The sequence below is a fragment of the Natronomonas salina genome (assembly GCF_013391105.1).
In the GTDB taxonomy this organism is placed as follows: domain Archaea; phylum Halobacteriota; class Halobacteria; order Halobacteriales; family Haloarculaceae; genus Natronomonas; species Natronomonas salina.
On sequence record NZ_CP058335.1, the window covers coordinates 1,232,546 to 1,246,809 of the forward strand.

Genomic DNA, 14,264 nt, shown 5'->3' on the forward strand with positions numbered 1-14,264 from the left:
AACAGGTTTATCGTTTCCATGCTGAGGGGGAACGGTTTTGCGTGGGCCCTCCAAAGGCCCCCGTATGTACGTCCGGGACGCACGCAACCGCGATGAGGCCTGGCTGCTGGACCACATCGAGGCGATGGGTCTGGACGAGACGGCCTTCCGCTCGCGGGACTACGTCATCGCGGTCGACGAGGAGTCGAACGCGCGTGCCGGGTTCGGCCGGATCCGCATCCACGCCGACGAGGACCAGGAGGTCTGCGAGCTCACCTCCATCGGCGTCCTCGACGGCTGGCGGGGACAGGGGGTCGGGGCGCACGTCGTCGAGCGATTGATCGACAGCGCCGAGGCGAAGGGCTTCGACCACGTCTACTCGCTGACGAGCAGCCACGAGTACCTCGCGCAGTTCGGCTTCGAGGGTGTCTCCCCCGACGAGCTCCCCGAGATGCTCCAGGACCGCCTCGAGCAGAAGAAGGAGTCGCTGGACCCCGAGGCCGTCCCGATGCGCATCGGCACCGACGAATTCAGCATGCCTGCCGACCTCCGCGAGGCGTTCAAGGTCGCCGCCGAGGACGAACCCGACACCGGCCCCGAGGAGACGCCCGAGGACTTCGGGATCGACCCCGACGAGGCGACCTACAAGTACGACACCAGCTGAGGCGGCCCGAACTGCCGCCCGCGGCTGCAGCCACGGCTGGCATCGAAGCGGTATTGCTTACAGTAGAAGCAAGGCGAAAGCCCACGGCTTTAGCCGTGGGATGAAGCCGACAAATCGGGGACAAACCACCGGCCACGACCGGTCTGATATTCCCACGGTTTATATGCGATTCCGAGCCAGATACTGTTGTTCCCGTGGTCACGAGAGCTGTCACCACGACGTTTCACAATCCATCCCGTGAGCGGCGCAGAGAGTGCCAACGCGCCACCCACTTGTACCGCGACACCAAGCAATTCTGCATCGACGGCTGGGAAGCCGGTGAGTTTGGCATGCGTGTGACCACGGCTAGCATCAACAACGACCTGTATTCCGCCATCCAGAATCAGGCCATCCGCGAAGCCAAAGCTGACTACAACAAGGACGGCACCGTCAAGTACCACGCCAGCCAACCGTTCGCGATCAACAACCAGAACTGGGAGATTGATCGCACTGAGAACGGATCGGTCGTCGTCGGGTTCCCCTGTATCTCAGGGTGGTGGTACACCCCTATCGATGTGTACGATGACATCGCCGACGACGTTGCCCGTCTCGTGGACGGCGACGCTGACAAGTCCCGATTGCAGGTGTATCGCCGTGGCGAGGACTGGTATTGTACGTTCACCGTCGAATCCGACGCCGAGTTAGGCGACGGAACAGCGATCGGCGTAGATATTGGCCACAACCATCTGCTGGCGGCAGACGCCGAGCGCGGTGAGTCGTTGCTTATGTCCGGTCGTGAGGCGAAATACGTTCGGCGCAAATATCGTTCCCTACGCGAGTCGCTCCAAGAGGCGGGTGCGCTTCGCGCACGCAACCGCGTGGGTAACAAAGAACAGCGTCGGATCCGTGACCTCAACCACACCGCCTCCCGTCGCCTCATCGACTGGGCACAACAGTTCGAGAATCCTGTTCTAAAACTCGAGGACGTAGAGGGGATTAGAGCGGGAAGCGATTGGCGCGGCGTTCACTCGTGACACTTCCACCAGCTTCAGGAGTTCATCACCTACAAAGCCCAACGGGCCGGGATTCGCGTCGAGGTAGTTGATCCGTTCGAGACGAGTCAGCGCTGTTCGGCATGTGGTGCCGACGGAACACGTGACGGTGACTATTTTTCGTGTTCCGAATGCGACCGTGGTCGTCATGCCGACCTGAACGCCGCCGAGAACATCCGTCAACGGGAGGGAGACCCATGCACGGCCTAACACTTCGGGTGAGGCGAACCGTGCGGCCTCGTGGACTGAACACTCCACCGTCTGCTTTGCAGTCGCCCGGCGTGACCGGGGAGGAAGGCCGCGTTGACCCGGCTGTATGCGCTGGAAAGCACGCTCGGGGTCGTAACCGAGCGGCGACCGCTGACGCTCCACGCGAAAGCGTCTTTGAGGGCCGAGGAAACGCGCAACCTGAATATCCCCGTCGGGGAATCCCACCCCTTTAGGGGTGAGAGGAGGTCAACCGTTGCCGCCGTCCGAGATGGCCGAGGCGTCCCCCGGGGTGTCCTGATCGAGGCCGTCCGGCGTCTGTACGGAGTCGACGATCTCGTAGACGAGTTCGGCCGTGTCGACGCCACCGATCTCGGCGTCCGCATTCAACAGGAGTCGGTGGAGCAACACCGGATGTGCGAGTGTCTTGATGTCATCGGGGATGACGTACTCGCGGCCGTGGATCGCCGCCCGTGCTTTCCCGGTCTTGAGGAACGCGAGCGAGGCTCGCGGCGACGCGCCGTGTTCGACCGACGAATGGGAGCGACTCGCCGCGACGATATCGAGGACGTACTGTTTGATCTCGGGGGCGACGTGGACGTCATTGACGGCGTCCCTCGCCGCCAGGATATCGTCCGGAGAGACGACCTGCGAGATATCGGTCGCCGCCAGCTCCGGGGTGGCGTCGAAGCGATCGAGGAGTGCGCGTTCGGTCTCCCGGTCCGGCAGCCCCATCGTCAGCTTCAGCTGGAAGCGGTCGCGTTGGGCTTCCGGCAGCGTGTAGGTCCCCTCCATCTCGATGGGGTTCTGCGTCGCTATGAGAAGGAACGGCGACGGCAACGCGTGTGTCTCGCCCTCGATGGTCACCTGGCGCTCCGCCATCGCCTCGAGTAACGCACTCTGGGCTTTCGGCGTCGCGCGGTTGATCTCGTCGGCGAGCACGACGTTCGCGAACACGGGGCCTTTCCGCGTCTCGAAGGTGCCCGTGCTCTCCCGATACACGTTCGTTCCCGTGATGTCCGCGGGCAGGATGTCCGGCGTCATCTGGATCCGGGAGTGGGTCAACCCGGTGGCCTCGGAGAACAGCACGGCGATGGTCGTCTTGGCGATCCCGGGGACGCCCTCGAGGAGGACGTGGCCGTTTGTCAGCAACGCGACGGTCAGCCCTTCGACGATGTCCTCGTTGCCGAGCAGGACCGTCTGGACCTCGTCGCGGATCGCCGAGTACAGCGCGGCCGGCTCACTCATTGTCGTCGCGTTCGTCTGGATTACGTATAACCCCCGTGGTTACTTTCTCGAGTGGGGCAGATTCGAGCGCGGGATATCGCTGTTTGAGGCCCGCTGTGAGCGCGCTGGCATCGGTAGCCGAGGGCGTTTCGGGGTCTCGTGTACGGCGATTGCGCAGTCGGCGCCCGGTCAGGGCGACCGCGGCGAGTCCGCCGAGGCCGATGCCGACCTGCAGCAGCGCGGAGTCACGGATCGTCAACACGGCAGCCACCAGTGGGGGCAGCGAGGACTGCGAGACGTCGACGAGGGTGTGATTGGCGTCGGCGACCAGCGCGCGCGTGAACGCCTCGTTGCCCGCCTGGCCCTGCATCACGTTGATGAACACGCTCGGGTCACCGACGACGATGACGCGTCCCTGGCCGACCGACTCGACGGTCGCGACAGGATACGACTGGACGGTCTCGTCGGCGCCGAGTGACGCGCTGCCATCGCGGTCGAGATAGCTGTACTCGGAGCTCGCGACGAGCACCGTCGCACCGTTGGGGGCGACCGCGGTGCCGTGGTTGAGCGTCAGCGCGGAGACGTTCTCGACCAGGGAGTGATTGCCCACGTCGTTGGCGACCGGCATGGCTGGATTGCGGTAGTTCTCGCGTTCGTCCCGGAGGGTGGGTCCGACCGGGCGGGCGGTGGCGCCGACCGAATCGAGAAGTGCCGCCCCGTGTGAGTTATTCCGATCGGCGACGACGAGCGTGCCGCCGTTCTCGACGAATCGCCGGATGCGCTGTGAATCCGCGCCACTGTAGGCCGATTCTGGCGCGAGGACGAACGCGACGTCACCGTCGCCGTAGTCGTCGTACTCGGTGGTGTTCCGGACGATGATGGGCTCGGCACCCTCGTCGTCGGCGATCGACCGGAGTTCGCTCGTCCCATCCCAGTTGGGGTTGAAGGCGTTGAAGGCAGCCGCGGAGGTCGCACCACCGAAGACGAACGTGACGGTGACCGCGACGACGAGCGCGGCGGCGATGACCGTCGGGACGTCGTAGCGCACCTAGATCACCCCCTCCGGCAGGATCTCGAGGATGCGCCGGATGACGATGTAGCCGAACACGAGGAGGCCGACGGCGATGAACCAGGGGAGGCGGCGTCGCCATTCGGGCGAAACGGCGATCGGCGACGTCAGTTCGACGATCACGAGGAAGCCGATAAGCGAGAGGACGAAGAACAGCTCCAGGGAGAGCGACCCGACGATCGTGAGGACGACCAGCGAGGCAAGCATCCACGCCACCTGCCCCTGGACGAACTGGAGTCGCCGTCTGGAGGTCATTGCAGCATGCTTCTTGGCCGACGTTTACCAAGGTACCGCCTCTGCCGCGAGGCCGACGCGCCCGGCGAGATTGGACGCGCTCTCTTCGACCGATGCCCCGTCAGGACTGGGCGTCCGCTCGCAATGGGTCACTCGTGGGTCGATGCTGCAGCTCCATCCCCAGAGTGGTTATCGAACTGGAAGGCCGACTCGCGCGGACCGTCGGCCAGCGTCTCGGGGCGACCCCAGCGACAGGTCACCCGCCATTCACCGTCGGCGTCGCTCTCGGAGACGGTGACGGTCACGGGTTCGTCGAGCTCGACCGCGAACGTCGTCGCGAACAGTGAGGCGACGGGATGGTCGAACCGGTCGAGCGGGCCGTAGACGCTGCCGTCGACGGCGAGGATGGCGCGGCCGGCGCCGGCATCTGCATTGGCATCGACGTCGACGTCGACACCGTCGACGAGTTCGAACTGCTCGACGAGGGCGTCTCCAATAGACCGGCCGAGTGCGGCCGGCTCCTCGGGAAGCGTGCCCGCGGCCTCCTGGAAGGCCTGGTACAGCTGAAGGCCCGTCGGCTGGAGGAACAGCCCGAGGCGGTCCTCGACGGCGAACGGGGCGACGTGGGCTGTCGACTCGGGGACGTCGACGGTGTCGTCGAGGGGGACGAATAGGCGCGCGGGGGCTGCACCGCCTGTGGCAGGAATGATGTGGTGGTCGCCTCGGAGATCGAGGTCGTCGATGATGGCGGCCTCGTTGTCGGCGAGCGTCGCGTACACCGCTTCGCCGACGCTGGCGGCGACGAACCGCTCGGGCGTCAGGAAGTACGTCAGGATCGCGGCGAAGACGCCGGTGCCGCCGAGGGCGACGAGGACGGTTCGGACGTCTGGGAAGACCACGGCACCGACGAGCGCGAGGACGCCGACGGCGCCCATCGTGAGGGCACTTCGGCGGTAGCGGGCGCGCGTCGCGGCGGCGACCTCCTGTCGAAGCTGTTCGTTCTGTGCTTCGAGTTCCTGGATGCGGGCGGTCAGTTCGGCGGTCTCGGGGTCGGCAGCCGACTGGCTGGTGGATCGGTCGATCGCCGGTGCTGGTTGCTGGTCGCTCATGCGTCGGCCTCCGTGATCAGGTCGAGGCGGACCAGTTCGTATCGATGGAGCGTGTAGGCGGTAAGGGCGTAGATGGCCGCAAGCAAGACAGCGCCGTGCCAGAGCGTCTCGAGAGCGTAGACGGTCGCGAGACCGGTCGCGGCGAGACCGAACATGAGCGCGGCGATGGCCGCCGTCCGTCGTGGCCACGGCTCAACGAGCGCGAACAGGAGGAACGCGCCGAGGCCGAGTTGCCCGCCCAGGAGGCGTGCATCCGGGAGGCCGCCCGCGACGGTCGTCGCGAGGACGGCGAACAGGAGCTGGCCGACGCCGAAGGCGTAGACGGCCGACGTGACCACGCCGACGATGGCGACGATGGCGGCGACGCCGAAGCCGATCACGCCGAGTGCGTACCCCAGGGCAGCCGTAACGATGGCCACCGCGAGGGCGGTATGCGTGAGTCGTCGATCAGACACGAGTGCCATCAGTTAGCCATCACGTCTCGAGGCGGCGACTAAGCTATACTGGTTCGCGCGGTCGCCGCGCCCGGGGTGGCCGGTGAGATTCCAGGGCAGCAATACGGCGGGAGCCGATGATGCAAGCCAGGATGCGGGAGATCCAGGTCGCCTGGCAGAGCGGCGCACGGCTAGCTAATTAGGTAGCAGGACTATGCTGGATACGTGTGAATAGAGTGACGAATGACCGAAGAGTTGCTCAACGCGACGGTAAGTATTCGTGGCGTCCTGCTCACGGGACGTGGCGAGACGCTCGTCGTAAAGCGGCGAAGTGACGGCGAATGGGAGCTCCCGGGCGGTCGCCTCGGTCCCGACGAGGACATCGTGCCGGGGCTGCAGCGAGAGCTGCAGGAGGAGACAGCGCTCGAAGTTGCCGTCAAGGACACGGTCCACGCCAACACCTGGCGGAACGACGATGACGCTGGGCGGATGGCGGTCTACTATCGGTGCCAGACGGCCGATCGAGACGTCGAGCTGAGCGAGGAACACGATGCGTTCCGCTGGGTCCCCTACAGTCAGGCGATGGCGCTGTTGCCGAACGCCCAGGCGACAGCCGTCCGGAACGCTCGGCCCGAACCCGACACCGAGATCTCGGTGTCCAGCGTGCGGTCCGTCACCTCCGACTGATTCTCACCAGTCAGCGACCTGTCCCCGAGCGTCGCGTTCGCGCCGCCAGCCGTCGCCACGAGCGGCAGGGATGCCTCGTCGCGATCCGAAGCGCGAGGAGCGGCCGGTCGGTGCTGGATGGCGCCACACGCAGAGCAAAGGATCTCGGTATCGTGTAGGGAACGGTTCGCGGGGCGGCCGTTCGAGGCCAGCTATCGGGCTTCGTTCTGGTAGGGGCGACAGACGCGCTCGATACCGGTCTCGAAGTCGATCTGTGGCTCCCAGCCGGTCTCCGCGCGCATCTTCGAGGCGTCCGCGCAGGTGTCGTGGACGTACACGTCCTCAGGGATGGGGTTCTCGACGAACTCCGGGTCGATGTCCGTCCCGAGTTCGTCGTTGAGCATGTCGACGACGGTCAGGAAGTCGTAGCTCTCGCCGGTGCCGAGGTTGTAGACGCCGTCGAGGTCGTGGTCGGCGGCGAGCTCGAGGCCGCGAACGATGTCGGAGACGTGCGTGAAGTCCCTGGTCTGGGTGCCATCGCCGTAGAGGACTGGGGCCTCGCCGTTGGCGATGTCGTCGGCGAACTGGGCGATGACGTTCGCGTACTCGCCCTTGTGTGCCTCGGCGCCCTCGTAGCCCTGGTAGACCGAGAAGAACCGCATCCCGGCACACGTCATCTCGTAGTGGTTCGAGAAGTATTCCGCGTAGCGCTCGCGAGCGAGCTTCGAGGCCTCATAGCCGGTGTTGACCGCGACATCCATGTCCTCGGGGGAGGGCTCGGTCCGGCTCCCGTAGATCGACGACGTGGAGGCGTAGACGACCGTCTCACAGCCGTCATCACGGGCTTGCTCGACGGTATTGACGAACCCCTCGACGTTCACGCGTGCGCCCGTCGTCGGGTCTTCCTCGTGCATTGCGTACGACGAGAGCGCAGCGAGGTGGAAGACGACGTCGACGTCGGTGGGAAGGTCGTCGTCGAGGACACTGGCCTCGACGAACTCGACGCTGTCATCGAGGTTCTCCGGCGTCCCGAGGTAGCAATCGTCCAGTGCGATGACGTCGTTGTCCGCCGCGAGTGCGTTCGCGAGATTCGAGCCGATGAATCCTGCGCCCCCCGTGACGAGGACACGCTGGTCCTGCATGGAAGGGATGTGCTCTGAATGCGGGAAAAAGATTCCGAGGGCCGATTCCGGACGGAGGCCTGGCGATCAGGTCGCCCGATGCCTGCAATCACGGACCCCCGGAGTGGGCATTGTCACCTCGTTCGAACTGAGGTGGCGCCTGCGTCTCTGGTTCTCGGTTAGTCGGCGACAGTAGAGCGTTCCTGTTCGAGAACGGTCTCGATGCGGCTCTGCGGGGCGACCTCGTAGCTGGTGACGTGATCGAGGTTGGCGAGTTCGCGTCGGAACCGCTCGAAGTCGCGGTAGCGCTCGGTCGCGGCCGTGAGGTCGGCGAGCGTATCCGGTTCGAACAGGACTGTCGGCGCCAGGAAGATCTCCAGGAAGTAATCGCTGCGCCGCACCTCCCTGACGATCTCGCGGATCCCCGAGCGGTCGGTATCGTCGGTGTACAGGACGATCCGTGCCGACTCGGGGAGGGTCTTGATTGCCGACCGGACGGCGGTCTGCAACGGGTTCGATTCCGGGTCGGTCGCTGGCCGGGCCGTCGCGTACGGATCGAGAAGTCGGCCGAATCGCGTCTCGGTGTCGTACTGGGTCGGTCGACGCTGGATGGAGGCTGTGCGGCGCGGCCGCGAGGAACCGGTCGAGGCCGTGAGACCGCGGAGTCGTCGTCTGGTGAGGTCGTACCCGCGGGCGGAGTTGGTCGGCGAGACGTATCGATGGACGCCGTGGTCGTCGATGCCGTAGCAGCCGAGCGGGTCGCCCATCCGCTGGATGGCGGTGACGTTCGATAGCGCGACCGTCCGGAGGTAATCGAGGGCGGTCTCGCCCGCCAGGCCGGTCGCGAGACTCGAGCGAGCGTCGACGACGAAGAGCGTCGTCTGGTTCGATTCCGCCTCGTACTTCCGGATGTACGGTCTCGAGAGGCGTGCGGTCGCCTTCCAGTCGATGTTGGAAGCGGGTTCGCCGGCGACGTACTCTCTGAGTTCCGTCGGCGTGAGCCCCGGCCCGGCTGCCTTGACGCTGTGCTCGCCGAAGGTGGTCGGCTGGGAGCGGCCGCCCTGGCCGACGTGGACGTTCCTGGGTCGGCGTGCCTCGACGAGAAGCGATCGCTGGATGCCTCGTTCGAACCGCTCACGGAACAGCCCGAGGGGGTCACGGACCTCGATTTCGGGGACCGCGAGGTGATGGGTGCCGGCGATATCGGATTCGACCGTAAACGACGTTGACTCACCGAGAGTGATCTCGCGGTCGCCCGACGCATCGAGACCAGCGCTCGTGGCTGCCGTGACGGTGGTGCGGAGACCGGGGGCGTCACCTCTCGCGGTGAGCGTCGCCGTCACGGGGTCGCCGGTCGCGGCCGCCTCGCGGTCGAGCGTCTGGCCGATAGCCAGTGAGTCATCGAGGCGGCCGACGGCGTAGACGAAGCCGAGTTGTGCGGCGAGCAACCAGGCGGCGATCCCGGCCGGCGCCAGCAGCAACAGCGGCTGGGCGAACGCGACGGCGGCCGCACAGAGCACCCCGGCGACCGCGAGCGTCTCCCAGAACCGACGAGTCGGCTGCACTGGCCATCACTTCGGGGGTCGGGGTGTTGAAGGTTTGTTGTCCGCTCCCGCGCAGGCCGGGTCGGCGTTCGAGCTGGTGCAGAAGCGAAGCCTGCTCTAGGGAGGTGAAGAGCCGCTGTCGGGCTTGGTGGCAGCCAGCCGACACCGACCCGGTAGACGAACAGACGTCCCTGTATTCGGGTATAGCGGCTGTCTCCGGTCCGCAGAGATGGAGGACGGCCCCTGGCGAGTGGCCTGGCTAGCAACTGTTTTATGAGTCTGCGTTCCGGAAACACGGATATCGTGCGGAACCTCGACGGGATCGGACGCATCGGTGTCGTCCTTCTCGTGATGATACTGGTGCTCGGAGGGGCAGGCCTGGCAGTCGCCCAGCCGTCAGAGGGCCCCCAACACGAGAACCCCGACGAGGCCGACGACGACAGCGACCTGCAGGAGCTCGAACGCTGGTTCGGCGGGCGGATGGGGGAGATCCACGCCGACTGTACCGAGGGCATCACGGTCGGGAACTACGACGCCTGCGAGGACCTCGATTCGGAGTACGAATCGTATCTGGAACGGTACGTGACCGTCGAGCGGGAGACGACGAGCAACGAATCCGAACGGGACGCCGAGACGTTCAATCAGACCCGGAACGACCAGCAGGAACTCGCCGAACGGCTGCAGGCGTTCAACGAGACCCGCCAAGAGTACGAGGCGGCCAGAGAGGCCGGTGACGACGATCGCGCCCGGGCGCGGGCCCGAGAGATGCGTCGGCAGGCCAACCGGATCAACGAACTGAGCGAGAACGTCTCCGGTGGCCTCCGTGCCCTCGACGACGATTCGTCGGCCAACCTGACGCGCTCGGCCGAACAGATCGAGGGAACGGCCGCGGGCGTGAACGACACCGCCACGGAGGCCGAGTCCGCCTCCCTCGAGCCCGTCGAGCTCGCGGTCGATAGCGACGACGAGGCGTCCTACGCCAGTCCCGCGACCGTCTCCGGGCTGGTCCGGACGGGCGATTGGTCGGCGGTCACCGACGGTGTGGTGGTCGTCGAAGACGCGGCCGGGTTCCAGGCGAACACGTCGCTGAACGAGGACGGCCGCTGGTCGGTGTCGTATCGGCCGACAGCTATCGAGACCGGTGAGACGACGCTGTCCGTCCGGTACGTCCCCCGCAACACCTCGCGGTATATGGGGGTGAACGAGACGACGGCGCTCTCGGTCGCCGAAACGCCGACGACACTCGAGGTCGAGGACGCGACGACGCAGGCCGCATACGGCGAGAACGTCACGGCCACCGGGACACTCACGGCGGGCGGTGAACAGCCCGAAAACGTCACGGTCAACATCAGCGTCCAGGACGAGGTGGTGGGGACGACGCGGACCGATAGCGAGGGTCGGTTCGAGGTCACGGGGCCGCTCCCAGCCGCGGCCCCCGCCGGGAACGCGACACTCGGCGTCCACGGCGGCGCCCCGGGGACGGCGCTGGCCCCGTCGAACGAATCCCAGCCGCTCTCGGTGTCGGCGACGGCGACATCGATCTCGGCGCAAGTCGACTACGACGACGACCGGGCACACGTCTCGGGGCGACTGGAGACGGCCGACGGTGAGCCGGTCGCCAGACAGACGGTGCGGCTCGAGGCGGATGGCTCGAGCCGGCTCGCAACGACGGATGCCAACGGCGCCTACAGCATCACTGTCGACCGGCCCGCCTCACGCCAGGAGGCGGTGGTGGGCTATCCCAGTAACGGGGGGAACCTGAACGGCAGCCAGACCGACGTGACGATCGAGCCGCGGTCGGATGACAGCTTCGCCGGGTTCGGCGACCTCTCGGAGTCACTCGGGATGCCGACCGTCGGGCAGACCCTCCAGTCGCTGTGGGCGAGCCACCCGATTCTCATGACGTTCCTGGGCGTGTTGTTCCTGCTGAACGCCGCGTTCTGGGTGTACGCAGCCTGGCGTCGCTTCGGTGGTGGAGCGGACGAAGCAGAGGCCGGTGGCGACGGCGTCGCGGAGGTGGATCCGCCGGCCTCGGCGGTGGCCGACGAGACGGGCGGGTTGGCCGCGGCCCGCGCCCAGCTCGAGCAGGCGCCCTCGACGGCCGTCCAGTTGGCGTTCGCGACCGTCCGGTCGGCACTCGGAATGGCCGATTCACGGACCCACTGGGAGGTCTATCAGGCCGCCAGCGAGAGCCTCGACGAGGACCGCAGGGCCGCGTTGCGCACCATCACCGAGACGTTCGAGGCGGCGACGTTCTCACCCGGCGGCGTCGATAGCGAACGCGCGAGCGACGCCGTGGACGACGCCGAACGCTGCCTCTCGACGACCGATGGCGGCGAGCGGCGCGACGAGTGAAACGTCGGTTGCGGCCATCCACCACGTCTGCTGGAAGTTCTGAGGTGGACCGGGAGCATTCCTCGACGCTGGAGCAGCAAGCGCACTCGTGCCGTCTATCGCGCTACGTACACGCGTGATCGCTGCCTGGAGAAGCGGATGCCGATCGATTCGAACCCAGCCGTCAGTTGGAGGTCGTCGGGAGCTTGATCCGGAACTGTGCGCCCCCAACTGGTGACTCCTCGAGGTCTACGGAGCCGCCGTAGATCTCGGCGAGTCGCGAGACTAAGTAGAGACCGATTCCGTCGCCCTCGCTCTCGGGGCCTCGTTCGCCGAGTCCGAAGCACTCCTCTCGAACCTCGGGTGGGATGCCGCTCCCGTTGTCGCTGATCTCGACGATCGCCCAGGCTCCCTCGCGCGCGGCGCGAACGGAGACCGTGAGGTCGTCGGTGTCGTTGTGGGCGACGGCGTTGCTCAGGAGGTTCGAGAACAGCTGGCGAAGGAGCGAATCCGCCGTCACAGCGAGCCCGTTGGTGATCTCGGTGTCGAGGTCGACATCGGGATGTGTCTCCGAGAGCGAGCGCACCTCCGAGCTGAGGATGCCCGAGAGGTCGACGGGTTCGAACTCGCGGTCGTCGTCGAGGGTCTTCACGAGGGTGCTGGCGTCCTCGAGGAGTTCGATCGTATCGTCGATCCGCGTCTGGATGACCTCCATCGCGTAGAGTTCCTCGTCGACGTGTTCGGCGACGATCTCTGCGTAGCCGTCCATGATCGCCATGTCGTTGCGGATGTCGTGACTCACGAGTCGGGTCAGCAACGCGAGGGTCTCTCGCTGTTCCTCGTTCCGGTCGGCCAGGAGCTTGTTCTTCGTCGCCCGGCCGCGGTTGACGCCAGCAATGACGCCGAAGGCGCCGCCGAGGCTCGTGAAGATCACGAAGTCGCTGACGAACCCCACGGTCAACAGCCCCTCGAGGATCGCCCCGAGATGCCCCCAGGTGCTCAGCAGGAACATGAGTGTGAACCCACCGTAACACCAGACCATCACCGAGAACCGTTCCTCCGGGAGGAGTTCGCTGCGTTCGACGTGGACGCCGAGTGCGAGGATGACGCCCCCGAAGAGGACGTGCATCGTAAGCTCGTACAGCGCCTGGTGTGTCGACCCGGCGTTCGGAGCGAGCTCGGTCACCCAGAGGGCGACACCCCCGATCACGTACACCAACCCCAAGAGCGCGACGAGCGCAGACCCATTGATAACTTGCCGCCGCCACCCATCCATACCAGTGTAGGTATTTATTACTTAGTTATAATTTGTTTGGCCGTTCCGGAATCGTAGCTGGAGGGTGGGTTCAAAGGTACCGCTGTCGTGCGGACTGTCCTGACATCGACGCAGAACCATCAACAGGAGGGACATTTTATTACCTATTAGTTTCAACTCCAGTCCAATGGCAGGGTATCAGGGGGCCAGCATGCGGATAGACACGCGGCTGGGCAGCCTCACGCGGCCGATGGTCGAGGCGATCATCGTGCTGGTCGGCCTGCTGCTCGTCGGCGCCACCCTGTTCACCTGGTACTGGCTGGCGATCGACCCGGTCGACGCGTTGCTCGTCGGGTTGCCCGCCGCCCTCATCATCACCATCATGGGTGTCGTCCATCGCAGTACGTACCCGGTGCGGGTGTACTCGGAGATGCTCCGGTGGACGCTGTTCGGTCTGTTCTCGCTGGGCGGCTTCATCGGCAGCATCATCGTCGTCAAACAGACCTCCCTGACCACCGGGCTCCAGCTCCTCCTGTTCATGATGGGGTTCGGCAGCATCGCCGGCCTGCTCGTCGGCTACAGTCGCGGCCAGAGCATCGAGGCCGCCCGGAAGTCGACGCGCCTGGAGCGACAACAGGACCGCATCGAGTTCCTCAATCAACTCCTCCGCCACAACGTCCTCAACAAGATCGCGATCATCAAGGGCAACGCAGCGTTGCTCGACGAGGAGTACGACATCGACGACCCGGCACTGGAGACGATCCTCGATCAAAGCGAGGACGCCGCTGAACTCGTCGATAACGTGCGAGTCCTCGTGGCGTCGTTCTCGTCGCAGCTGTCCCAGCACCCGGTCGACCTCTCTCATGCGCTGAACTCCGAGCTCAAGTCGCTGGCCCAGTCGTTCGAGGACGCCGAGATCAGGGCGGAGGTCCCAGCCGGCCTCGTCGTCCGTGCGGACGGGTTGCTCCGATACACCTTCGAGAACGTCCTGCACAACGCCATCGAGCACAACGATGCCGAGACGCCCCGCGTCGAGGTCACCGCTGAGCGACGCTGTGACCGCGTCACCGTCACCATCGCGGACAACGGCCCTGGGATCGCCGAGCCCGTGCGGCGAGGTATCAACGAGAACGAGGTGACCGGCAACCACGGGATCGGGCTCTATCTCGTCGACTCGCTCGTCACCGAATACGGCGGGTCGATGCATATCGCCGAGACCACCTCACGCGGAAGCGAGGTCACGCTCACGTTCCAGGCGATCGACGACCCGGCGTCGTGGTGACCGCGGGATAGCGAGCGGACGCCCCGAGCCGTGAATGTAAACCCAGAAAAAGCATTATCAACCGCCGCTCGTCCGTCGTATGAATCGTACGATTCGTTCTCTAAGTTC

General features: G+C 65.7%; 12 protein-coding genes and 1 pseudogene. 5 read left to right on the top strand and 8 right to left on the bottom strand.

All coding sequences use genetic code 11. The annotated features are described in order from the left end of the window. Positions 1-64: 64 nt before the first annotated feature. Together HWV07_RS06715 and HWV07_RS06720 are read left to right on the top strand one after the other, a co-directional pair. Positions 65-643 (top strand): GNAT family N-acetyltransferase, encoded by a 579-nt coding sequence (locus HWV07_RS06715; RefSeq protein WP_178333562.1) that lies wholly within the window; start codon positions 65-67, stop codon positions 641-643. Between the two features lie 194 nt (positions 644-837). Continuing rightward, positions 838-1,884, top strand: a pseudogene (locus tag HWV07_RS06720) (RNA-guided endonuclease TnpB family protein). 246 nt (positions 1,885-2,130) lie between these two features. Here the strand turns inward: HWV07_RS06720 and HWV07_RS06725 are convergent. The 5 genes from HWV07_RS06725 to HWV07_RS06745 all read right to left on the bottom strand — a co-directional run bounded on the left by HWV07_RS06725 (position 2,131) and on the right by HWV07_RS06745 (position 5,984). Further along, the gene (locus tag HWV07_RS06725) at positions 2,131-3,129 is read right to left on the bottom strand and encodes an AAA family ATPase (protein ID WP_178333563.1); all 999 of its coding nucleotides are present in this window, start codon (positions 3,127-3,129) and stop codon (positions 2,131-2,133) included. Further along, positions 3,122-4,156 carry a DUF4350 domain-containing protein gene (locus HWV07_RS06730; RefSeq protein ID WP_178333564.1) on the bottom strand — a complete coding sequence of 345 codons (1,035 nt, stop codon included), beginning with the start codon at positions 4,154-4,156 and terminating at the stop codon, positions 3,122-3,124. Before HWV07_RS06730 ends, HWV07_RS06725 begins: the two co-directional genes overlap by 8 nt. After that, on the bottom strand, positions 4,157-4,432 hold the full coding sequence (locus HWV07_RS06735; protein WP_178333565.1) for a DUF8044 family membrane protein: 276 nt from the start codon (positions 4,430-4,432) through the stop codon (positions 4,157-4,159). Between the two features lie 128 nt (positions 4,433-4,560). Further along, complete coding sequence (locus HWV07_RS06740; RefSeq protein ID WP_178333566.1) at positions 4,561-5,520, bottom strand: DUF7982 domain-containing protein; 960 nt, start codon at positions 5,518-5,520, stop codon at positions 4,561-4,563. Next, positions 5,517-5,984 carry a DUF8163 family membrane protein gene (locus tag HWV07_RS06745; RefSeq protein WP_178333567.1) on the bottom strand — a complete coding sequence of 156 codons (468 nt, stop codon included), beginning with the start codon at positions 5,982-5,984 and terminating at the stop codon, positions 5,517-5,519. Before HWV07_RS06745 ends, HWV07_RS06740 begins: the two co-directional genes overlap by 4 nt. 213 nt (positions 5,985-6,197) lie before the next feature. On the opposite strand from HWV07_RS06745, the gene HWV07_RS06750 reads away from it, so the two are divergent. Continuing rightward, entirely contained in the window at positions 6,198-6,641 is a 444-nt protein-coding gene (locus HWV07_RS06750) for an NUDIX hydrolase (RefSeq protein WP_178333568.1), read from the top strand. 191 nt (positions 6,642-6,832) lie between these two features. On the opposite strand, the gene HWV07_RS06755 is transcribed toward HWV07_RS06750, so the two are convergent. After that, positions 6,833-7,762, bottom strand: coding sequence for an NAD-dependent epimerase/dehydratase family protein (locus HWV07_RS06755; RefSeq protein ID WP_178333569.1), 930 nt, complete (start codon positions 7,760-7,762; stop codon positions 6,833-6,835). A 158-nt stretch (positions 7,763-7,920) separates the two neighbouring features. Next, positions 7,921-9,306 carry a DUF58 domain-containing protein gene (locus tag HWV07_RS06760; protein ID WP_178333570.1) on the bottom strand — a complete coding sequence of 462 codons (1,386 nt, stop codon included), beginning with the start codon at positions 9,304-9,306 and terminating at the stop codon, positions 7,921-7,923. Between the two features lie 282 nt (positions 9,307-9,588). Here HWV07_RS06760 and HWV07_RS06765 point away from each other — a divergent pair, with 282 nt between their 5' ends. Then, positions 9,589-11,640: a transthyretin-like family protein gene (locus HWV07_RS06765; RefSeq protein WP_178333571.1), complete on the top strand. Its 2,052-nt coding sequence runs from the start codon at positions 9,589-9,591 to the stop codon at positions 11,638-11,640. A gap of 163 nt (positions 11,641-11,803) precedes the next feature. Here the strand turns inward: HWV07_RS06765 and HWV07_RS06770 are convergent, their stop codons facing one another. Then, positions 11,804-12,895, bottom strand: a complete 1,092-nt coding sequence (locus HWV07_RS06770) for a sensor histidine kinase (protein WP_178333572.1) — start codon at positions 12,893-12,895, stop codon at positions 11,804-11,806. A 166-nt stretch (positions 12,896-13,061) separates the two neighbouring features. Between HWV07_RS06770 and HWV07_RS06775 the strand changes: the two genes are divergently transcribed. After that, the gene (locus HWV07_RS06775; protein ID WP_178333573.1) at positions 13,062-14,156 is read left to right on the top strand and encodes a sensor histidine kinase; all 1,095 of its coding nucleotides are present in this window, start codon (positions 13,062-13,064) and stop codon (positions 14,154-14,156) included. Positions 14,157-14,264 lie beyond the last annotated feature (108 nt).